This is a genomic window from Marinomonas sp. SBI8L, assembly GCF_001624705.1.
Classification (GTDB): domain Bacteria; phylum Pseudomonadota; class Gammaproteobacteria; order Pseudomonadales; family Marinomonadaceae; genus Marinomonas.
Window position 1 is genome coordinate 1 of sequence record NZ_JSEO01000021.1, and the last position, 22705, is coordinate 22705.

The following is a 22705-nucleotide window of genomic DNA, read 5'->3' on the forward strand; positions in this document are numbered from 1 at the left end:
AATGTCAGTTGCTTATATTGGTTGTTCATTTTTGGACGACCTTGGTGGATTGTGTGAGAACTCGAAGCCTATAGGCAACTGACTCTCTTATCTATACCAAGTGTGTCGGTTATTGCTGCAATCTAAGCTTGAGCAAATAATAGGGAACCTGTAACTAAGTCATCTCTTCTCAGCACTGCCAGAAAAAGCCTCAAAAAAGGCAAGAGGACTTATTCGCAAGACTCCCTAGGTCTTACAAAACTGCCTACTCAATACTCTCAAACACCCTAAAAGCTATCTATCAGCCTACTTGTAACTGCAAGACAAAGATTATTACGCCACATTAAAACGCTTCTAAGCTAGCTTGAGAGAGTTTCAGCTCAGTTAGTCTATAGAGGTTTCGGTTCAACCTCTCTTCTATCATTTTTTTGGCAAAAAAAATCCCTGCCGAAGCAGGGATTTTGTTGTAACACTTAAAGATTTCTTAGCTTACCAGCCAGTCAATTCTTTTAGAGCATCACCGATTTCAGCTAGAGAACGAACAGTTTTAACACCTGCGTCTTCTAGTGCTGCGAATTTCTCATCAGCAGTACCTTTACCACCAGAGATGATAGCGCCGGCATGACCCATACGCTTACCAGCTGGTGCAGTAACACCTGCAATGTAAGAAACAACAGGCTTAGTTACATTAGCTTTAATGTAAGCAGCCGCTTCTTCTTCTGCAGTACCACCGATTTCACCAATCATAACGATCGCTTCAGTTTTAGGGTCGTTTTGGAACAACTCTAGAACGTCGATGAAGTTAGTACCTGGAATTGGGTCACCACCAATACCTACGCAAGTAGATTGACCGAAACCAGCATCAGTAGTTTGCTTAACTGCTTCATAAGTCAAAGTACCAGAACGAGATACGATACCTACTTTACCTGGTAAATGGATGTGACCAGGCATGATACCGATCTTACATTCACCAGGTGTGATAACACCTGGGCAGTTAGGTCCGATTAGGCGTACACCTAGCTCGTCACATGCAACTTTACAGTCAAGCATGTCTAGTGTTGGGATACCTTCAGTGATACAAACGATTAGTTTGATACCGCTGTTAGCTGCTTCAAGGATAGAGTCTTTACAGAAAGGCGCTGGCACATAGATAACAGATGCTTCAGCACCCGTTTCTTCTACTGCTTCACGTACAGTGTTAAAAACAGGTAGGCCTAGGTGAGTTTGACCACCTTTACCAGGTGTTACACCACCAACCATTTTTGTACCGTAAGCAATTGCTTGCTCAGAGTGAAAAGTACCTTGACCACCAGTAAAACCTTGGCAAATTACTTTAGTATCTTTGTTAATTAGAACAGACATTATTTGCCCTCCGCAGCTTTAACAACTTGAACAGCCGCGTCTTTTAGACTTGAAGCCGCAATAATATCAAGATCAGATTTAGCTAGTACTTCACGACCTAGCTCAGCATTTGTACCTTCAAGACGTACAACAACAGGCACCTGAACACCTACTTCTTTAACGGCACCGATAATACCTTCAGCAATCATATCGCAACGTACGATACCACCGAAGATGTTAACCAATACGGCTTTAACATTGTCATCAGAAAGGATGATTTTGAATGCTTCAGATACACGCTCTTTAGTCGCGCCGCCACCAACGTCTAGGAAGTTAGCTGGCTTGCCACCGTGTAGGTTTACGATGTCCATAGTACCCATCGCTAGGCCTGCACCGTTAACCATGCAACCAACGTTACCGTCTAGCGCTACATAGTTAAGTTCGAAAGAGGCTGCATGTGCTTCACGTGCATCTTCTTGAGATGGATCGTGGAACTCTTGCATTTTCTTTTGACGGTAAACAGCATTGCTATCAATGTTGATTTTTCCGTCTAGGCAGTGAATATTGCCTTCTTCAGTGATTACCAATGGGTTGATTTCTAGTAGTGCGAAATCAAAGTCATGGAACATCTGAGACAAACCTAGGAAAACTTTAGTGAATTGCTTGATTTGAGTTGGGTTTAGGCCCAATTTAAATGCAAGTTCACGAGCTTGGTAAGGTTGTGCGCCAACTAGAGGATCGATGATTGCTTTGTGAATCAACTCTGGAGTTTCTTCAGCAACAGTCTCGATATCCACACCACCTTCTGTAGATGCCATGAACACAACGCGGCGTGTAGCACGGTCAACAACTGCACCAAGGTACAATTCGTTAGCAATATCTGTGCAAGACTCAACTAGGATTTTAGAAACTGGCTGACCATTTTCGTCAGTTTGGTAAGTCACTAAGTTTTTACCAATCCACTGGTTAGTGAATTCAGCAATTTCTTCGTGAGTCTTAACTAGCTTAACACCGCCTGCTTTACCACGTCCGCCTGCATGTACTTGAGCTTTAACAACCCACATGTCGCCGCCGATTTTCTTAGCTGCTTCTACCGCCTCTTCTGGCGTGTCACATGCATACCCTGTAGATACTGGCAGACCGTATTCAGCAAAAAGCTGCTTAGCCTGATATTCGTGTAGGTTCATTTGTTTTTCCGCTCATCTTGTAATGATTGATATAAGCTCTGCCACATTGGCAGAAATTGTCAGCACCTGCGCTCATCATTCACAGGGCTGACAAATCGAATTTTTTATAGCGATTATTTACGCTTTTTACGGTTTGCAATATGGATAGCATGGCCGTCAACAGCAAGTGCTGCTTCATGTACTGCTTCACTCACTGTTGGGTGAGCAAATACAGTTAGAGCAATATCTTCTGCAGTTGAACCAAATTCCATTGCAATAACAGCTTGAGCGATCAAGTCTGCCGCATGGCCACCAATGATATGGCAACCTAGGATACGATCAGTTTCTTCATCGGCAATGATCTTAACGAAACCGTCAGTATCATTTGCTGCCATAGCACGACCAGATGCTGCAAATGGGAATTTACCCACTTTATAGCTAACACCAGCGGCTTTAAGTTCTTGTTCGTTTTTACCAACCCAAGCTAGTTCTGGGTGAGTATAAATTACTGAAGGAATGCAGTCATAGTTCATTTGCGCTTTATGGCCTGCAATAATGTCAGCAACCATCACACCTTCTTCAGATGCTTTGTGCGCCAACATAGGACCACGGACGATATCACCAATTGCGAATACACCTGGTACAGATGTACGGCACTGATCGTCAACAAATACGAAACCACGCTCATCTAGCTTAACGCCAGAATCAGCAGCTAGACATCCATCAGTAAATGGCTTACGACCAACAGCAACAATTAGTTTGTCGAAAGTTTGCTTCTCTTCTTCACCTTTAGCGTTAAGGTAAGTTACTTCAACTTCTTCACCCTTAACTTCACTTCCAGTTACACGTGCACCAACACGAATATCTAGGTGTTGTTTCTTGAAGATTTTACCCGCTTCTTTTGCAATATCTTTATCACAAACGCTTAGGAATTGATCTTGAGCTTCTAGAACAACAACGTCAGAACCTAGGCGGGCCCAAACAGAACCAAGCTCTAGACCGATAACGCCAGCACCGATAACACCTAGACGTTTTGGCACTTCACGGAAATCTAATGCACCTTCATTATCAACGATAATGTCACCAGTACGAGGCGCTGGTGGGATATTTACAGGTACAGAACCCGTTGCCAAGATAACGTTTTCTGCATCTAGTACAGTTACTGTGCCGTCATGGGCTGTGAATTCAACTTTTTTACCAGCAAGTACTTTACCCATACCTTCAAAGCTAGTTACGCCATTTGCTTTGAAAAGACCAGTAATACCACTTGTCAATTGATCAACAATTTTATCTTTACGATCAACCATGGCATTTACATCCATGCTTACATCGCCAACCGCAATACCATGAACACCGTATGATTCTTTTGCATCATGGTACTTATGTGAAGAGTCCAACAAGGCTTTAGAAGGGATACAGCCTACGTTCAGACAAGTACCACCAAGTCTTGGCTTATTGTCTTTGTCTAGCCACTTTTCAATACAAGCTGTTTTAAGGCCCATTTGAGCAGCACGGATAGCAGCAACGTAACCACCAGGGCCGCCACCAATTACAATAACATCAAATTTTTCAGACATAAGGGTTTCCATTTCTCGGTCAATACGGGCACAACCACATCTAGCTTATAGAAGAGTCGCGCCTCATGTTGTAATTTACCCGACCCAGGATAAGGGCCGAGTTTATAATTTGCTCAGTTACACTTCAAGCAACAAACGTGCTGGATCTTCCAACAAGTCTTTTACTTTAACAAGGAATTGAACCGCTTCCTTACCATCAATCATACGGTGATCGTAAGACAATGCTAAGTACATCATAGGCTGGATAACAACCTGACCATTTACAGCCATTGGACGCTCTTGGATTTTATGCATACCCAAGATAGCTGTTTGTGGTGGATTCAAAATTGGTGTCGACATTAGGGAACCAAAGGTACCACCATTAGTGATAGTGAATGTACCACCTTGCATATCTTCAAGACCTAGCTTGCCATCACGACCACGAACTGCGAAGTCCATGATACCACTTTCGATGTCAGCAAGACCCATTGAATCGGTATTACGTAGAACAGGTACCATTAATCCACGGTTAGTAGATACGGCAACACCAATATCTTGGTAACCATGGTAAACCATGTCATTACCATCGATAGATGCGTTCACTGCTGGGAAGGCTTTAAGTGCTTCAGTCACAGCTTTAACAAAGAAAGACATAAAGCCTAACTTGGTACCGTTATGGGTTTTAAGGAACAAGTCCTTATACTTCTTACGAAGCTCCATTACAGGACCCATATTAACTTCGTTATAAGTCGTTAGCATTGCAGCTGTTTGCTGTGCTTCAACCAAACGCTTAGCAATAGTTGCACGAAGGCGAGTCATTGGAACACGCTTCTCAACGCGACCATCTGTGTTCGGTAGCGGAGCAGCAGGTGCTGGAGTCGCTGGCGCTACAACAGGTGCAGCTGCTAGCGCTTGAGCAGGCGCTTGTTTTTGAGCAGCTTCAACATCTTCTTTAGTGATACGACCACCTTTACCTGTGCCCTTAACTTGAGCAACAGTTAAGCCAGCTTCAGCTAGTGCTTTACGTGCTGCAGGGCCTGCAACTGCGTCATCATCACCTTCTGTTGCAGCAACTTCAGCAACCGCAGCAGCTGGTGCAGCAGAAGCACCAGTTGCGCCTACTAAGAAAGATGCTAGTACTTGATCACTTAGTACTGTATCGCCTTCAGCAGCTAATACATTACCAATAACACCAGCGGCTGGTGCAACAACTTCAAGTACAACTTTATCTGTTTCAATGTCAACAATGTGCTCATCACGTTCACATAGTTCACCTGGTTGTTTGTGCCAAGCTGCAACAGTACCGTCAGCAACAGACTCTGGGAAAACAGGCGCCTTAATTTCAACACTTTCAGTTGACTCAGAAGCAGCAGCTGCCGGTGCAGCAACAGGTGCTTCAGCCGCAACAGCTGTATCACCAGCAACAAAAGTAGCTAGTACTTCAGCACTTAGGACAACATCACCTTCAGCTTTATGAATTGTTTGGATAACACCATCTGCTGGCGCTACAACTTCAAGAACAACTTTATCTGTTTCAATATCAACAATGTGCTCATCACGAGAACATGCTTCACCTGGCTGCTTGTGCCAAGTTGCAACCGTACCATCGGCTACTGATTCCGGAAAAACTGGTGCTTTTATTTCGATACTCATTTTAAACCCTTAATTACTTTGACTGACGTTGTATTAGCCTTGGATGGCATCGTTTACTAACGCTTCTTGTTCTTCAATATGGATAGACATGTAACCTGCTGCTGGTGCTGCAGAAGAAATACGACCTGCAAAGCGGATCTTCAACTGCGGATACAAGGCTTCCAATACACGATTCATACGGTGGCGATTAGCATGCCAAGCGCCTTGGTTCTTAGGCTCTTCTTGACACCAAACTAATGATTCAACATTAGTATAAGGTGCTAATACTGCTTCGAAATCTTTGTATGGGAATGGATATAACTGCTCCAAACGAATAACAGCCACATCGTCTTTCGCCAATTCTTCACGACGATTAATCAAATCGTAGTAAATTTTACCGCTACAGATAACCAAACGCTTCACATCAGCAGGGTCTGCTTTAGATGAAGAATCAGGCAATACAGTTTTAAAGCTGCCTTCAGATAAATCTTCCAAAGATGAAATTGCTTGCTTATGACGCAACAAGCTCTTTGGTGACAAGATAATCAAAGGACGGCGCATTGGACGAATCGCTTGACGACGCAAGATGTGGTAAATCTGAGCGGGTGTTGTTGGTACACAAACCTGAATGTTAAATTCAGCACAAAGCTGCATGTAACGTTCAAGACGAGCAGATGAGTGCTCTGGACCTTGACCCTCATAACCGTGCGGAAGCAACATAGTCAGACCGCATAAACGACCCCACTTATGCTCACCACTGGTGATAAATTGGTCAATTACAACTTGGGCACCGTTAGCGAAATCACCAAACTGTGCTTCCCAGATAACCATACCTTTGGGTGACGTTGTCGCGTAACCATATTCGAACGCCAGAACCGCTTCTTCAGATAAGTACGAGTCATACAAATCTAACGGAGGCTGACCTTCAGACAAGTGTTTTAAAGGAATATAACTACTACCGTCTTTTTGGCTATGAATAACAGCATGACGGTGAGAGAAAGTACCACGACCAGAATCCTGACCAGTAATACGTAACGGGAAGTCTTGCTCTAACAAGGTAGCAAAAGCCAAAGTTTCAGCATAGCCCCAGTTAATCGGCAAAGCACCAGCCGTCATTTTATCTCTATCTTGATAGATTTTTTGTACCTGACGCTGAACCACAATCCCATCTGGTATTTGAGTTAGCTTCTTAGCTAAATCTTGAAGTTTAGCAAGAGGGTAAGTTGTATCACCCGCATCAGTCCAACCAGCACCAATATAAGGGGTCCAGTCAACAAAAGATCCTGTTTGTGATTCAAGCACCAAGCTCTTAGAAACATGACGACCATTGTCTAAGTCTTCACGGTTTTCATCAACCAACTGTTTCTCTTCAGCTTTGGTAACAACACCATTGCTCACTAGCTTATCAGCATATTGAGTACGTGTTGTTTTTAGTTTATTGATCACTTGGTACATAAGTGGCTGAGTACCAGAAGGCTCATCAGTTTCGTTATGACCACGGCGACGGTAACAAACTAAGTCAATCACTACGTCACGACCAAATTCGTAACGGTAATCTAGAGCAAGTTGAGTTACGAATAACACAGCTTCTGGATCATCACCATTAACATGGAAGATAGGAGCCTGAATCATTTTCGCAACATCAGTACTGTACTGAGTAGAACGCACATCTTCTTGACGGTTAGTTGTGAAGCCTACCTGGTTGTTCACAACGATATGAACTGTACCACCTGTCTTATAGCCACGTGTTTGTGACATTTGGAAGGTTTCCATCACAACACCTTGACCAGCAAATGCTGAGTCACCGTGGATAGAAATAGGTACTACCGTCTTACCTGTTGTGTCATTACGACGGTCTTGACGAGCACGCACAGACCCTTCAACAACAGGTGAAACAATTTCTAAGTGAGATGGGTTAAAAGAAAGTGCAATGTGTACTTCACCACCTTCAGTCATCACATTAGAAGAGAAGCCTTGGTGATACTTAACGTCACCAGAAGTATTCACAAGTTTCTTACCTTCAAACTCGTCGAATAGATCTTTCGGATTCTTACCTAGTGTATTTACTAGTACGTTTAATCGACCACGGTGAGCCATACCAATTACAACTTCTTTTGCACCTAGTGCACCAGAACGCTGAATCAGCTCATTCATCATAGGGATTAAAGACTCACCCCCTTCTAGACCAAAACGCTTAGCACCTGGGTAACGGCTACCTAGATATTTCTCTAAGCCTTCAGCAGCGGTTAGGCGCTCAAGTAGGCTTTTACGCGTTTCATTGGAATATTGAGGATCAGATTGGGAAGATTCTACACGCTGTTGAATCCAGCGTTTTTCTTGGGTGTCGACTAGGTACATGAACTCGTAACCAATCGAAGAGCAATAAGTTTTTTCTAAACCTGCAATGATGTCTTTTAGTTTCATAACATCTTTGCTAAAGAATAGAGGGCCAGTGCTAAACTCTTCATCTAGGTCTGCACCAGTTAACTGGTGAAAAGCCAAATCCAAATCAGGCACTTGATTGCGGCCTTGCAAACCTAATGGGTCAAGGTTCGCATGCTGATGTCCACGCATTTGATATGCGCTAATCAGTTGCAGTACTTTAATTTGCTTCTGTTCGTGGCCAGAGCTAACTGCTGCAGAAACTGCGGCTGGCTGAAAACGGAATTTATTTTTAGCCAGTTGTAGGAATTGTTCCTGTACAACAGAATGAGGAACATCAGTTGACTGACCCTCACTCACCCTTGGCAATTGGTCAAAGCATTTACGCCATTCTTCCGACACTGAGTTCGGATCGACGAGGTAGCTTTCAAATAGCCCCTCAATGTACTCTAGGTTGCCACCTGAGAAATGAGAGGTGCTCCATAGCAACTCCATTAAACTTTCGTGCATTCTCGATCACCCTTATGTTCGAGCCGTTTGTCGTTTATACGACAAGTATCAATCTTATATTGTGTTGACTATATAAGGCTCGTGTGGCCTTTTAAGCCTGCCAATTTTACTACTTCATACTCTCTCTATTGTGTCAGTAAAATCGTTAATCATTCGGCACCAAATCTGAAGAGACAAACTAAGTACCTGCACTACCTTCCAACTGTGCCAAGTGATTAAACTTTATTTACTCATCCTTGTACCCACAATAAAGAAACTTAAATTCTGGGTTTATTTACGCTCGATCATTATGTTTGACCTTAAGAGCATAAATGGGCGGCATAGCATATATGCCGCCGATTTAACTCACCTTCATACTTATCATATGAAGGTGCAACATTTTTAAGTTGCGCGTTGTAGCAACATTGTACGAATGCTACCGATTGCTTTCGTCGGATTTAGCCCTTTAGGACATACATTCACACAGTTCATGATACCGTGACAACGGAATACGCTGAATGGATCATCTAGTTCAGATAGTCGTTCTTGTGTTGCATTATCACGTGAATCAATCAAGAAGCGATAAGCTTGCAACAAGCCTGATGGTCCAACAAATTTATCTGGATTCCACCAGAAAGAAGGACATGCAGTAGAACAACAAGCACACAAGATACATTCGTATAGACCATCAAGCTTTTCGCGCTCTTCTGGGCTCTGCAAACGCTCAATTGCTGGTGCTGGTGTATCATTAATTAAATAAGGACGAATCTTCTCATATTGTTTGTAGAATTGCCCCATATCAACAACTAGATCACGAACCACAGGTAGACCTGGTAATGGACGTAAAACCAATTTGTCGTTTTTCAAAACAGCTGACATAGGTGTGATACATGCCAAACCGTTTTTACCATTCATGTTCATACCATCTGATCCACACACACCTTCACGGCATGAACGGCGATATGATACAGAAGGATCCTTATCTTTCATAAGGTTCAATACATCCAATACCATTAGATCTTTACCTTCAGGCAGATCTACTTGGACATCTTGCATGTAAGGAGCGTCATCCACTTCTGGATTGTAACGATAAATACTTACTAACATTTTGCAACTACCCCTTAGTATGTACGTGCTTTTGGTGGGAAAGCTTCAACTGTTTTAGGTGACATATTTACATCACGCTTAGTAACAGTTTTATTCGCTGGGTGGAATAGTGAATGCTTCAACCAATTTTCATCATCACGTTCAGTGTAGTCATTACGCGCGTGAGCACCACGACTCTCTTTACGGAATTCAGCAGGAATTGCAGTCGCTTCAGCCACTTCTAACAAGTTCTCAAGTTCAAGCGCTTCAATACGTGCAGTGTTAAAAGCCATACTCTTATCTTCAAGATGTAGGTTTTCAACACGTTTACGAATCTCAGCCAATTGCTTAAGACCTGTCTGCATAGCTTCACCGTCACGGAATACACCGAAGTAAAGTTGCATTGTTTTTTGCAAATCAGCACGAACAGCAGCAACACTCTCACCAGAGGTAGAGTTGTTTAGACGATTCAAACGAGCCATTGCACGTTCGATGTCAGTATCACTTGCGTCCATTGATTCGAAACCTTCATCCAAAGCTTTCTTCACTTGGATACCAGCAGCACGCCCAAATACAACAAGGTCAAGTAGTGAGTTACCACCTAGGCGGTTAGCACCATGTACAGATACACTTGCAGCTTCACCACAAGCATAAAGACCATCAACAACCAGGTCATTACCTTCAGCATCTACAGTTAGAGCCTGACCACCGATGTTAGTTGGTGTTCCACCCATCATATAGTGACAAGTAGGAATTACTGGAATTGGTTCTTTAACTGGATCAACGTGTGCAAACGTACGAGAAAGCTCAAGGATACCTGGTAGACGCTTATTCAGAGTCTCTTCACCAAGGTGATCTAGTTTAAGCAATACATGGTCACCATCTGGACCACAACCGCGGCCTTCTAGGATTTCAAGAATCATAGAACGAGCAACTACGTCACGACCTGCAAGGTCTTTCGCGTTTGGAGCATAACGCTCCATGAAACGTTCGCCATCTTTGTTAATTAGATAACCACCTTCACCACGACAACCTTCAGTAACAAGTGTACCCGCACCGTAAATACCGGTTGGGTGGAACTGCCACATTTCCATGTCTTGCATTGGGTAACCAGCACGAAGTGCCATACCAACACCATCACCTGTATTAATGTGAGCATTTGTCGTAGATTGGAAAATACGACCAGCACCACCTGTCGCCAAGACAGTCGCTTTTGCTTTTAGGTAAACAGTTTCACCTGTTTCAATGCAAATCGCGATAACACCAACAACAGCGTCATCATCATTTTTAACTAGATCAACAGCATACCATTCGTTAAAGAAGGTAGTGCCACCTTTCAAGTTCGCTTGGTAAAGCGTATGTAAAAGTGCGTGACCAGTACGGTCTGCTGCAGCACAAGTACGCGCCGCTTGTCCGCCCTTACCAAAATCCTTTGATTGACCACCGAAAGGACGTTGGTAAATACGGCCATTTTCTTTACGTGAGAATGGTAAGCCCATATGCTCAAGTTCAAATACAGCTTGTGGACCTACAGAACACATGTACTCAATTGCGTCTTGGTCACCAATATAGTCCGACCCTTTAACGGTGTCGTACATGTGCCAGCGCCAATCATCATTTGGGTCTTCACTTGCAATAGCACAAGTAATACCACCTTGAGCAGATACTGTATGGGAACGTGTTGGAAATACTTTAGTTACACAAGCGGTATTTAAACCAGACTCAGTCAACTGTAGAGCAGCACGCATACCTGCGCCGCCGCCGCCAATAACAATGGCATCAAAAGAAATTGTACGTATATTAGCCATTAGTCTATAGCCCCCAAAGAACCTGAATGCCCCAAGTGATATAAACAAACATAGCTAAACCACATAGAGATTGAAAAAAGAAACGAACACCTGTTGCTTTAAGGTAATCAGTTGAAATAGACCATAGGCCAATCCAAGAGTGAACACCAATTGAAAGCAATGTCATTAAAGTAAAAATACGCATCCATGTGGCTTCAAACAAAGCACTCCACTGATCGTATGTAAGCTCAGGGTTCATTACTAGATATCCAAGAATGAATACCGTATACAAAGAAAGCACGATTGCTGATACACGCTGTACCATCCAATCATATAAGCCTGAACGGCCAAAGCTTGTTATTTGAGTTACCATATCCAAACTCCTACAACCAAAATTAGGATTGCAGCGATTACTAGGTTAGCTTTAGCTGCCATTTGGCCACTCTCTAACTCTTCGAAGTAACCGATATCCATAAACAAGTGTTTAATCCCTGCAACAAAGTGGTACATCAAAGCAGAAACAACACCCCAAATGATGAATTTCGCGATGAAGCTTGTTTGCAAAGCATTTACAACTTGATCGAAACCTTCTTGTGAATCTAACGAAAGATCAAACGCGTAAAACAAAAATGCCAAGCCTACAAACAGGATGACACCGGTTACACGATGAAGGATGGATACAATTGCGGTAACGGGCATTGATATAGTAGCTATATCAAGATTGACTGGTCTTTTTTTATTCACGACTCTTACACCATTTTTATCGATTGAATGGTCAATCACGACCTATCTCTCCATGAAGCAGCATTCAACTACCTCATTAGGCCTCTAACAGAATAGTCTTAATTTACGGGTTAATTCTATAAAAGCGACGTGACCTTATAGATTTCCCCTGCAAATCAATCATATTTCTGGGAACGCAATTATAGACCAGCCAAATTTACTAAGACAAATAGACAAGACAAGGGCTTTACAATGGTCGTCATTCACAAAATGAATAACCCCATACACAAGAACAATAATGGTATAAAATTACAAATTATTTTTCTAAAAAAAATAAAAAATAACCCATATATTTCAACAAGTTAACAAAAAACAATATAAGAACACCCTAGCATCTCGTATTAAGTTATGTATATTTATTACATCTTTTTTTTGTGGAAATACTATTTACACTTTTTTCGCAAGATTGATTTAACCTCTCAGAAACAGTATTTTTTGCGCACCTTCTGGGTCATACAGTCAGTTATCCACTCGACACCGTCCCGATTCAGAACTTGAAGGAGACTAAAAATGGCAGATAGAAAAGCTCGACTTACCGTAGATGGGATTGATGAAGTCATCGAACTCCCAATACTTTCCGGTACTCTTGGTACTGATGTAATTGATGTTCGTGGTCTTGGCTCTAAAGGTGTATTCACCTACGACCCAGGTTTCATGTCTACAGGTTCATGTGAATCAGCAATCACCTATATAGATGGTGATGCAGGTATCTTATTACATCGCGGCTACCCAATAGCACAACTTGCAGAGCATTCTGACTACCTAGAAACCTGCTACCTTCTTTTAAATGGTGAGCTTCCAACAGAAGAACAAAAAGCAGAGTTTGATAAAACGGTTCATAACCACACTATGGTGAACCAATCAATGCGTAAATTCCTTGAGGGATTCCGCAACGATGCTCACCCTATGGCGATCATGTGTGGTTTAGTAGGTGCGCTTTCTGCGTTCTACCAAGACCATATGGACATCAACAATCCAGAACACCGCGAAATTGCGGCATTCCGTTTGATTTCCAAAATGCCTACTTTGGCTGCAATTTGTTACAAGTATTCTAAAGATCAGCCAGTTATGTACCCACGTAACGACCTATCTTACGCTGAAAACTTCCTATACATGATGTTCGGTACACCATGTGAAGATTATGTAGTGAACCCAGTATTTGCAAAAGCTATGGATAAAATCTTTATCCTGCACGCTGATCACGAGCAAAATGCATCAACCTCTACTGTACGCTTAGCAGGCTCATCAGGCGCCAACCCATTCGCTTGTATTGCTGCTGGTATTGCAACACTTTGGGGGCCTGCTCACGGTGGTGCTAACGAAGCTGTACTGACTATGCTTGAAGAGATTGGTGATGAATCTAAGATTGATGAATTCATTGCTAAAGCAAAAGATAAAGACGATCCATTCCGCCTAATGGGCTTTGGACACCGCGTTTATAAGAACTTCGATCCACGCGCTAAGGTAATGCGTGAAACCTGTGACGCCGTATTAGCAGAACTAGGTCAATCGAACGACCCACTTCTAAAAATTGCTAAACGTCTAGAGCAAATTGCACTAGAAGATCCTTACTTTGTTGAGCGTAAGCTTTATCCAAATGTAGACTTCTATTCAGGTATCATTCTGAAAGCTATCGGTATTCCAACAAGCATGTTTACTGTAATTTTTGCAGTTGCGCGTACTGTTGGCTGGATTTCACACTGGAACGAAATGATCAGTGGCCCATACAAAATTGGTCGCCCGCGTCAGCTTTATACAGGTGAAGCTCAAAAAGACTACCCTACCAAGTAAGTTTTTTAGCCTAAAAAAAACCGCGTCACTTAACTAAGAAGCGACGCGGTTTTTTTGTATTAGAATAATGTTTTTATAAAACTTAATCTTCTTCCACGATCTCAGTGATCGTCATCTCCCCACACTTCAAACACTCACCTTCAATCCAAACACGAGATTCACTTTCATACTCTTTTGGATTCTTCATACCTAGGTCAACTTCCATACAATTGTTACACCAAGTTTGAGAGAGAAAGTCTTGCTGCTCTTCAACACTTCTCAGTGAGAAGTCACGCTCTACCCTTTTTTCATTTAACTCGTCATTCACTAGTCATTTACTCCACTATAGCGATAAGCTTGTACTAAGTTTACATCTGGATCTAAAGCATCAAGCTCAATACGCTCAATCACAGAGTCCAATGCGATTGCATTATTTAATTTATTTAAACCACCATCTAACACCAAGGAAAAACTTACCTGATCAGCCTTAATTGAGTTGAGGTAGACATCCCTTACCACAGCAATATTCGCCAGGTAAGTTTGTATCTGATCCAAGCCTTTGAAATCAGTCACATTATCAATACGCATAGTTATTTTTGCAGAACCCTGACCTCTTACCACCGCATATCTCGCTGAGAACAACTTAGCCAAAGCCGCATTCACTTGCTCTGCAATATCTTCTTGATCCAAGCCCTGCACAAACAGAGTGATTGGCTCCTCATCAGGCATCAACACCATAAGGCTGGCTTCATATTCATCCAAGATTTTATTTACCTTAAGAACACCTGCCACATCAGTCTGATAACGTCGACTTGCCTCGATTACAGGCTCCTCAAACAAGCCCCACAAATCAGATACAGTTACCGCTTGTTTGTCTAAATCATCCTGAAGCGGCGCATAAATAGGCAAACCTTTTAACACGGCATCTTTAGCAACTAGGTTTAATAAATCAGAAGGGGCTTGAGCACCGCTGACTTGTCGTAAGAAATCATCCTGCTCAACTATCCATAATAATAAAGAAGGTCTATTCGCCCCCCAGACAGCTAAACGTTTTGAAAAAAGGTAATCATTAATAGATTGAGCATAAAAATCGACAACAACTCTTTTTACAGGAAAAAATTCACCATCTATTTCCATCAAGTTTGTTTCTGTTGTAATCGAATGCTGAGCAACCCAAGACGCTGCAGATTTTTGCGCTGCTGGTAAAACAGCCAAGACACCATCTTGATTACCAGAAACCTTAATCAAGACCTCTTCGATTGCTTGTTTAAAGGCGTTATTAATCAATTTTTTTTCAGAATTGACTAGAGGGAGTGTAATTTCAGCTCGGTAAAGGTTCGGAATTGTCACAGCAGAACTCACTTGAGCGAGTAAAACCATGAAAATAACCATCAGAAATCTAATTTTCATACGCTTCCTTAAAATTAATGCGCATATTCTACTGTGATATTGGCAAAGAACCATAGCCCTAATATGTCACTATGCTAAAATGCCGCCTCCCACACCACTATTATCATGACAGGGCATAGGCAATGACCAAATCGGATAAGAAATCGATTAGTTATAAAGACGCTGGCGTAGACATCAACGCGGGCAATCAACTTGTTGAACGAATCAAGGGCGTAAGCAAAAAAACTCGTCGACCAGAGGTTATGGGCGGCCTCGGCGGTTTTGGTGCATTAACGCGTTTACCAACTAAATATAAAAATCCAATTCTTGTGTCAGGCACAGATGGCGTAGGCACCAAACTTCGCTTGGCAATGGATTTAAACCAGCATGACACTATTGGTATCGACCTTGTTGCTATGTGCGTAAATGACTTGGTTGTAGCGGGTGCTGAGCCTCTACTTTTCCTTGATTATTATGCAACTGGCAAACTAGACATAGATGTCGCTGCAAATGTTGTTACCGGTATTGGCGAAGGCTGCTTGCAGTCAGGCGCGGCGCTTGTTGGCGGTGAAACGGCAGAAATGCCAGGTATGTACCATGACGGCGACTATGACCTTGCAGGCTTCTGTGTTGGTGTTGTAGAAGAAGCAGACATCATTGACGGTACCAATGTAAAAGCCGGTGACAAGTTAATTGCACTTGGTTCTTCAGGCCCTCACTCGAATGGCTACTCTTTGATTCGTAAAATTCTAGAAGTTAGCCAAGCTGACCTTAATCTAGAGATTGATGGTGTGGCATTAAAAGATGCGCTAATGGCACCAACAAAAATTTATGTTAAATCCATTTTAAAACTAATGGAAAGCATCAAGGTAAATGCCTTGGCTCACATTACAGGTGGCGGTCTTCTTGAAAACATCCCACGTGTATTACCAGAATCAGCATCTGCTTACATAGATGCATCAAGCTGGACTCGCCCTGCTATCTTTGACTGGTTACAAGAGCAAGGCAATGTAGAGCAAGAAGAAATGTACCGCGTACTTAACTGTGGTGTTGGTATGGTTCTTTGCTTGGATGCAGACAAAGCAGATGAAGCACTAAAAATCCTACAAGACGCAGGCGAAGATGCTTGGTTAATCGGTGAAATTCGCGACAAACAGGATGACGTAGAAGTATTAATCTCTGACCTAGAGGCTTAATTACTGTGAGTTTTCCTATTGTTGTCCTCATATCCGGTAGTGGCAGCAACCTACAAGCTCTGATTGATCAGAGCTTGTCAGGGGATCTTGATATTGAGATCAAAGCTGTTATCAGCAACAAAGCCGATGCTTATGGCTTAACCAGAGCCAAAGAAGCAGGTATCCCAACCCATCACCTGAATCATAAAGAATTTGAATCACGTGAAGCGTTTGATGCAGCATTACAAACTTGTATCGATCAACACCAGCCTAAGCTAGTTGTTCTAGCGGGTTTTATGCGCATTCTTAGTGAAGGTTTTACCCGTCATTATCAGGGTCGCATGCTAAACATTCACCCATCGCTTTTACCTAAGTACAAAGGGCTAAATACCCATCAAAGGGCGATAGATGCAGGTGACAAGGTCCATGGTGTATCAGTACATTTTGTAAGTGCAGAGTTAGATGCTGGTGCTGTCATAGTGCAAGCGAAAACTGACATTGATACTGAAGAAACAGCTGATTCTTTAGCACAAAAAGTACATAAGCTTGAACATATTATTTACCCTCTAGCAGTTAAATGGTTTAGCCAAAACAGACTGAAGGAAGTGAATAATAAAGCAATTCTTGATGAAACCCCTTTAGCTGAAACGGGTTTTGCTTATAATTAAAGCAACCCCATTTAAGATTAGGTATTAATATGTCACCACAAAAAACAAGCTTCTATCTTATCTGCTTGATGATGTGGTGGCCTATTTTCGTCAAAACGGCACCAAGCGAAGCTCCCTCTGATAGCTTTATCAAGCCTTATAGTGCTACCTATAGCACGACTTGGAAAAAAGGCATCAGCCTAAAAGTGGAAGGTACTCAAACCCTCTCTCAAATGCCAGACAAACAATGGCTTTTCTCATTTGAAGCAGATACTTTTTTTGCATCTCTTAACGAAAGCGTTAAGTTCAATGTTAATCAAGGGCAAATATCCCCCCTTGTTTACGAGTATCACACCAGTGCATTTGGTAAAAAACGTGACGCGGTATTAACTTTTGACTGGCAGAAAAATCGTGTGAGAAACGATGTTAAGAACAAGCCTTGGAATATGGATATTCAAGCGGGCGTTTTAGACAAACTCAGTATCCAACTACAGATACGCCAAGACTTAAAACATAATAAAGCAAAACTTGATTATTTAATCGCAGACGGCGGCAAACTCAAACCTTGGCATTTTGAACGCCTAGGAAGCGAGAAAATTAACACTCAATTAGGTGATATAAATACCATCAAGGTAAAACGTGAAGGAACAGGAAAAAGAGCAAAAACCACAACGTTTTGGTTTGCACCTAAGTATGACTTCCTTCTCGTTAAACTTGTTCATCAAGAAAAGAAAGAGTCTTACAAACTCGAATTAGAATCGATCAAATAGCAGACGAGTAGCACTATCCCTCTAGTTGTTCCAAATAGTTAATATTCAGAAATACTTGCTCTTCTTGCCAAAATACCGCTTTTGCCCCTAGCTGGCGATAAAAAAGCATGACTCTCGCCTCATTTTCCAAATAGCGTTTTAGCCTTGCAGCCATTCCAGCTACCGGCAAAATAGCATGTAAAGGCTGAATACCAGAGTCACTTTCAATATAGAAAGCACAATCAGGTTCTTTCTCTGCTTCTGATTTCAATCGCTCAAAGACTGCTTGAGTAACAAGTGGCGTATCACAAGGGCTTAATAACAAATGGCTAACCCCTAGCTTTTGTGCCTGTAACAGTGCGGCATAAACACCACTCAAAGGCCCTCTTTCAAGGCAATCAGCCTCATCAGCAAAAACCTTAACTCCAAGATTTTGATAAGCTTTTGTGTCTTTATTAGCGTTTATCAGAGTATATTCTGCAAGGGTTTCAAAGCTCTTTAAAGCATATTCAATGAGCACCCTATCCTTATAACGAGTTAAACCTTTAGCCACATAGTTCATGCGACTAGCTTGACCACCCGCTAATATAACACCTAAGACAGAAACACTCATTTTGCTTGAATACCTAGTTATTTAGAGCCAAAAGCCAACTTGTTTCTTTGTTGCCAAATGGCCTTGGCCTTAACAACATTTTTTTCTTGATCTAACTCGCCACTCATTAAGGCTAATACCGAGGCCATCGTTTGCATGATTGCTTGCTCACCAAAACTATCAAGGGTTTCACCAGACCAATGATCAAGTAAACGAGTTAAATCTAGATTATCTTTTTGCCTAACATGTTGTTGGCTAGATTTAGGCCACTGACTCCAACTAACCTGTTTGTCTTTTAGGAAGGCCAAACTCACATCTCTTTCAGGGTTCACTTCGGCTTCACCATTCCCCCCCCTAAAAACCAAGACAGATTTATCTTCTAGCGCTTTAGCGGCTTCAATATGAATCTCATCGTACCCCTTATGGAATACCCCGTGCACACTGTGCTCAGCCGCTAACGGGTTCATCAACCTTACCAAAGTATTCACAGGCGAACGCAAACCCAATAGGCGCTTAAGCTCCATCAAGTCAGTCAGCTGAGTTGAGATTTTATCTAATGGAAGATAAGCAAAGTTTTGACTTTCAATTTGTGTTTGCGCTTGGGCAAAACTTTGCGCCGACTCTAATCCTAAAAAGCTAAGCACCTTATCAACATAAATACGTGACTCTTCAGGAAAGCTATGGCCATGCATAAAGACCTTCACACCAGATTGAGACAATGCAATAGCCACCAGCAAAAACCAAGGCAGTTCATTACGCTTACCAGCATACGCAGGCCAGTCTAAATCAGGCTGAATATCAATTTCTTGTGCCATTTTTTTACGAATAGCACGAGTAAAACCGGCCGCTTCTGCAACCGTTTCCTCTCGAATACGTATCAGCATCCAAAAAGCACCCATTTGCTCTGGTTTTACTACATCTTGCAGGATCAAATCCATTGCCTTCTCAGCTTCCTGCTCAGTTAAACTTCTAGAACCATGGCGTCCTTTTCCAAGAATTTTGATAAATTCGACAAACTCAGCACTCATTAAACCTGTTTTCCTATTTTCTTTATCCGCAATTAACCGCTAGTGAATCTGCACTTAAGCATGCATTAATTTCTGGAACGCATGAGCCGCAATTTGTGCCACACTTCAAACGTTTGCCCAGACTAACAAGGTCTCTATCACCTGCTTTAATCGCATTTCGTATTTGTTTTTCACCGACATCAAAACAAGAGCATATCAATCTACCCTTATCTTCAATGTTCGCAAGACGCCCAACTAAAATCGCCGATCTTTCTTGCTGTGTGACTTTATGTGCGGATTCTACAAGATCTACCAACCAAGCGGTATCAACTAATTCACAATTAGGTGAAAAATAGAACACGGCTTGCACGATATCATCAATTAAATAGGTATAACGCTTGCTCTGATTGATCGGGTTTTCATATTCAATCCATTGCCCTTGATGGCAATCAATTTCTGTTTTAGCAAGCAACTCTCGCACCATAGCAGCCAGGTTATGCTGTCCAGAAAATGCTAACTCATAACGCTGACCCTGCTTAAGAGGCACACGACACCAGTACTCCATTTCCTTATCTTCAAACACACAGCTTTCTAAATTTTGGTTTAAGATGGCAAAGCCATAAGTCAAATCCGCTTTCGCCTCAATTTTAACCCTAGCTATTTTTGATTCCGGTTGACCAGATAAAGGATCAACCACAGGCTGAACTAATCGTGAAACTACAGCATTACTAGCATAATTTTCAGTCCAATGAATTGGCGTAAAAATTTGCCCTTGTTTTTGGTCCTCACTGATTTTCACTCTTAAAAAAAGCAAACCTAACTCATTAGCCACAGACACCACTTGCTTTTCGACCAGGTTAAGCACCTGTGCATCCTTTGGCGAAATAGCCAAATAAGGTTGATCAATATGGCGTGACAATTTATCTGTTTTTCCCGTACGCGTCATAGTGTGCCATTGATCTCGGATACGCCCAGTATTAAGCAAATATGGGAAAGCTTGATTAACCTTTAAAAGAGGTTTTTGTGGCGTAATACTAATGAAGTTTGCTTTTCTGTTTGCTGTAAAAAAACGTCCATCAGTTAATATTCTTTTAGTGCCTTCTGGCCGTCCTTTAGGAACAGGCCACTGCACAGGTAATAAAGCATCGTACTCTTGCTGATTTATTTGGCTAAAATGGCCAATATCAAAATCTCGTTTACCATTATTTTTAAAACAAGACAAAGCCGCATGTTCGGCAAAAACCTCATGGGGCGCTCGATAACTAAAGCCAGACGCAAAACCTAATGCTTTAGCTACATCACAAATTGCTTGCCAATCATGGCGCGCCTCACCTGGTGCAGGCAAGATCCCTCTTTGACGAGAAATACGACGCTCAGAGTTAGTAACTGTGCCATCTTTTTCACTCCAACCCGTTGCGGGCAGCAAAATATCTGCAAATTTTGAGGTATCAGTATTCGCTTGAATATCACTGACAATAACTAAGTCACAGGCCTCTAACGCGCGCTGAATTTGTTCCGTATCAGGTAAGCTCACCATAGGGTTTGTGGACATAATCCACACCACCTTAACTTTACCTTCTTCCATTTTTTTAAATAAATCGACCGCCTTTAGACCATTCTCTTTCGCCATATTGGGCGCTTGCCAAAAATCTTTTACTAAATCGATGGCACCTGGGGTGGCGAAGTCCATATGAGCAGCCAGCTGGTTAGCAAGGCCACCAACCTCTCTTCCTCCCATAGCATTAGGTTGACCCGTGATAGAAAATGGCCCCATACCTTCCTTACCAATACGACCTGTAGCTAAATGACAGTTAATAATGGCATTGGACTTATCAACCCCAGTTGCAGATTGATTCACTCCCTGAGAATAAAAACTGACCGTTTTCTCGGTGGAGCACCAAAACCTTACTAATAACTCAAGATCATCAGGGGCTATACCACAAAAGTCAGCAGTGGAATTAAGACTTGGTGTTACCTCTCTTGCATGGGCAATACAGTCTTCAAAGCCGTTGGTGTATTGATCAATATAGGCTTGATCTAAGTGTTTAGTATCAGCACTTGCCACTAACAGATAGGAAAAAATCGCTGCATCACTTCCTGGCGTTATGGCTAAATGTAAATCTGCAATATCGCAAGTTGCGGTTTTTCTTGGATCAATCACGACGACCTTCATCCAAGGTCTTAACTTTTTCGCTGCAACAATGCGCTGATACAAAACAGGGTGAGTCCAAGCAGCGTTAGAACCCACCATAATCAAAAGATCACAGCTTTCTAAATCTTCATAGTTGCAAGGCACAGTATCAGAGCCAAAGGCACGCTTATAACCGACCACAGCAGATGCCATGCAAAGGCGTGAATTAGTATCAACGTTAGCTGTACCGATAAAACCTTTAGCCAACTTATTTGCCACGTAATAATCTTCGGTCAGTATTTGGCCTGATAAATAAAAGGCAAACGCATCTGGACCATGCTCAGTAATAATACGATTTATTCGTGCAGCGACCTCATCTATAGCCGTATGCCAATCCGTTTGTTTACCATCAACATAAGGGTTTAAGAGACGACCATCAGGCACTAAGGTTTCTGCTAAGCTACTCCCTTTTACGCATAGACGTCCATAGTTAGCAGGATGTGCTTCATCACCTGACACAGGTAAAAATTCGCCTGCTTCAGTTTTTTTCGTATTAAGCTTAAGACCACAACCCACCCCACAATAGGGACAAGTGGTTTTCATTTCTTTTGTTGGCATTTTTTGCTCCCAAATCGGCTAACGCGTTAGGGGTAAAAGCAAAAATAATGCTTTAGCCCCAAGGTTTTGTTTACCCTCTACAGATGGCCAGACCTAACTTGCCAACTTCACGTCACCGTTTTCTAAACTCACTTGCCAACAAGGAATCACAATGTCTTCTTCAATGCATTGGCCTGAACTTAATTCAAAATGTTGTTTATAAAGAGGGCTCGAAACCACAAGCTTGCCGTTTATCGAACCAACTATCCCACGAGATAATACATTGGCTTTTGCGATAGGGTCCCAATTAGCTATGGCAAAAACTTGTGGCTCAAGTTTAGGAAGGTAGAAAATAGCCACTTGCTCACCTTCAAATAAAGCCGCAACACCCACACCTTCAATAAGGTCTTCTTGCTTACACACTGTTTTCCAATTGAATGACATACG

The 22705-nt window shown here is 42.2% G+C and carries 19 protein-coding genes; 4 read left to right on the top strand and 15 right to left on the bottom strand.

The annotated features are described in order from the left end of the window. Window positions 1-468: 468 nt before the first annotated feature. From sucD to sdhC, 9 genes are all read right to left on the bottom strand, one after another. Window positions 469-1341 carry a succinate--CoA ligase subunit alpha gene (gene sucD, locus OA91_RS22525; RefSeq protein ID WP_046019441.1) on the bottom strand — a complete coding sequence of 291 codons (873 nt, stop codon included), beginning with the start codon at window positions 1339-1341 and terminating at the stop codon, window positions 469-471. Beyond that, window positions 1341-2507 (bottom strand): ADP-forming succinate--CoA ligase subunit beta, encoded by a 1167-nt coding sequence (sucC, locus tag OA91_RS22530; protein ID WP_009831770.1) that lies wholly within the window; start codon window positions 2505-2507, stop codon window positions 1341-1343. The genes sucD and sucC overlap by 1 nt, the downstream gene beginning before the upstream one ends. 113 nt (window positions 2508-2620) lie before the next feature. Then, window positions 2621-4063 (bottom strand): dihydrolipoyl dehydrogenase, encoded by a 1443-nt coding sequence (lpdA, locus tag OA91_RS22535; RefSeq protein WP_046019442.1) that lies wholly within the window; start codon window positions 4061-4063, stop codon window positions 2621-2623. 117 nt (window positions 4064-4180) lie between these two features. Next, window positions 4181-5695 carry a 2-oxoglutarate dehydrogenase complex dihydrolipoyllysine-residue succinyltransferase gene (odhB, locus tag OA91_RS22540; protein WP_063339924.1) on the bottom strand — a complete coding sequence of 505 codons (1515 nt, stop codon included), beginning with the start codon at window positions 5693-5695 and terminating at the stop codon, window positions 4181-4183. Window positions 5696-5728: 33 nt separating this feature from the next. Beyond that, window positions 5729-8566, bottom strand: a complete 2838-nt coding sequence (locus OA91_RS22545) for a 2-oxoglutarate dehydrogenase E1 component (RefSeq protein WP_046019443.1) — start codon at window positions 8564-8566, stop codon at window positions 5729-5731. Between the two features lie 381 nt (window positions 8567-8947). Continuing rightward, window positions 8948-9652 (bottom strand): succinate dehydrogenase iron-sulfur subunit, encoded by a 705-nt coding sequence (locus tag OA91_RS22550; RefSeq protein WP_046019444.1) that lies wholly within the window; start codon window positions 9650-9652, stop codon window positions 8948-8950. A 14-nt stretch (window positions 9653-9666) separates the two neighbouring features. Next, a complete protein-coding gene (gene sdhA, locus OA91_RS22555; RefSeq protein WP_046019445.1) occupies window positions 9667-11439 on the bottom strand; it encodes a succinate dehydrogenase flavoprotein subunit in 1773 nt (590 codons plus the stop codon). A 4-nt stretch (window positions 11440-11443) separates the two neighbouring features. Then, complete coding sequence (gene sdhD / locus OA91_RS22560) at window positions 11444-11791, bottom strand: succinate dehydrogenase, hydrophobic membrane anchor protein (protein WP_046019446.1); 348 nt, start codon at window positions 11789-11791, stop codon at window positions 11444-11446. After that, window positions 11785-12201, bottom strand: coding sequence for a succinate dehydrogenase, cytochrome b556 subunit (gene sdhC, locus OA91_RS22565; protein WP_343251988.1), 417 nt, complete (start codon window positions 12199-12201; stop codon window positions 11785-11787). Before sdhC ends, sdhD begins: the two co-directional genes overlap by 7 nt. A gap of 510 nt (window positions 12202-12711) precedes the next feature. On the opposite strand from sdhC, the gene gltA reads away from it, so the two are divergent. Continuing rightward, on the top strand, window positions 12712-13992 hold the full coding sequence (gene gltA, locus OA91_RS22570; protein WP_046019447.1) for a citrate synthase: 1281 nt from the start codon (window positions 12712-12714) through the stop codon (window positions 13990-13992). Window positions 13993-14074: 82 nt separating this feature from the next. On the opposite strand, the gene OA91_RS22575 is transcribed toward gltA, so the two are convergent. Both OA91_RS22575 and OA91_RS22580 read right to left on the bottom strand, forming a co-directional pair. Continuing rightward, window positions 14075-14299, bottom strand: a complete 225-nt coding sequence (locus tag OA91_RS22575; RefSeq protein ID WP_046019448.1) for a hypothetical protein — start codon at window positions 14297-14299, stop codon at window positions 14075-14077. Beyond that, a complete protein-coding gene (locus OA91_RS22580) occupies window positions 14299-15381 on the bottom strand; it encodes a DUF2066 domain-containing protein (protein WP_046019449.1) in 1083 nt (360 codons plus the stop codon). Before OA91_RS22580 ends, OA91_RS22575 begins: the two co-directional genes overlap by 1 nt. Window positions 15382-15503: 122 nt before the next feature. Between OA91_RS22580 and purM the strand changes: the two genes are divergently transcribed. The 3 genes from purM to OA91_RS22595 are packed head-to-tail and all read left to right on the top strand — an operon-like array spanning window position 15504 to window position 17952. Beyond that, on the top strand, window positions 15504-16556 hold the full coding sequence (gene purM / locus OA91_RS22585) for a phosphoribosylformylglycinamidine cyclo-ligase (protein ID WP_063339925.1): 1053 nt from the start codon (window positions 15504-15506) through the stop codon (window positions 16554-16556). A gap of 5 nt (window positions 16557-16561) precedes the next feature. After that, window positions 16562-17203: a phosphoribosylglycinamide formyltransferase gene (gene purN, locus OA91_RS22590; protein ID WP_197477861.1), complete on the top strand. Its 642-nt coding sequence runs from the start codon at window positions 16562-16564 to the stop codon at window positions 17201-17203. A gap of 29 nt (window positions 17204-17232) precedes the next feature. Further along, window positions 17233-17952 (top strand): DUF3108 domain-containing protein, encoded by a 720-nt coding sequence (locus OA91_RS22595; RefSeq protein WP_063339927.1) that lies wholly within the window; start codon window positions 17233-17235, stop codon window positions 17950-17952. A 13-nt stretch (window positions 17953-17965) separates the two neighbouring features. On the opposite strand, the gene OA91_RS22600 is transcribed toward OA91_RS22595, so the two are convergent. The 4 genes from OA91_RS22600 to nirD form a co-directional block, all read right to left on the bottom strand. Beyond that, a complete protein-coding gene (locus OA91_RS22600; protein ID WP_063339928.1) occupies window positions 17966-18544 on the bottom strand; it encodes a molybdenum cofactor guanylyltransferase in 579 nt (192 codons plus the stop codon). Between the two features lie 17 nt (window positions 18545-18561). Continuing rightward, a complete protein-coding gene (locus OA91_RS22605) occupies window positions 18562-19551 on the bottom strand; it encodes a glycosyl transferase family protein (protein WP_063339929.1) in 990 nt (329 codons plus the stop codon). A 22-nt stretch (window positions 19552-19573) separates the two neighbouring features. Next, the gene (locus tag OA91_RS22610) at window positions 19574-22279 is read right to left on the bottom strand and encodes a nitrate reductase (RefSeq protein ID WP_063339930.1); all 2706 of its coding nucleotides are present in this window, start codon (window positions 22277-22279) and stop codon (window positions 19574-19576) included. A gap of 93 nt (window positions 22280-22372) precedes the next feature. Beyond that, window positions 22373-22702: a nitrite reductase small subunit NirD gene (gene nirD / locus OA91_RS22615; RefSeq protein ID WP_046019456.1), complete on the bottom strand. Its 330-nt coding sequence runs from the start codon at window positions 22700-22702 to the stop codon at window positions 22373-22375. Window positions 22703-22705: the final 3 nt, after the last annotated feature.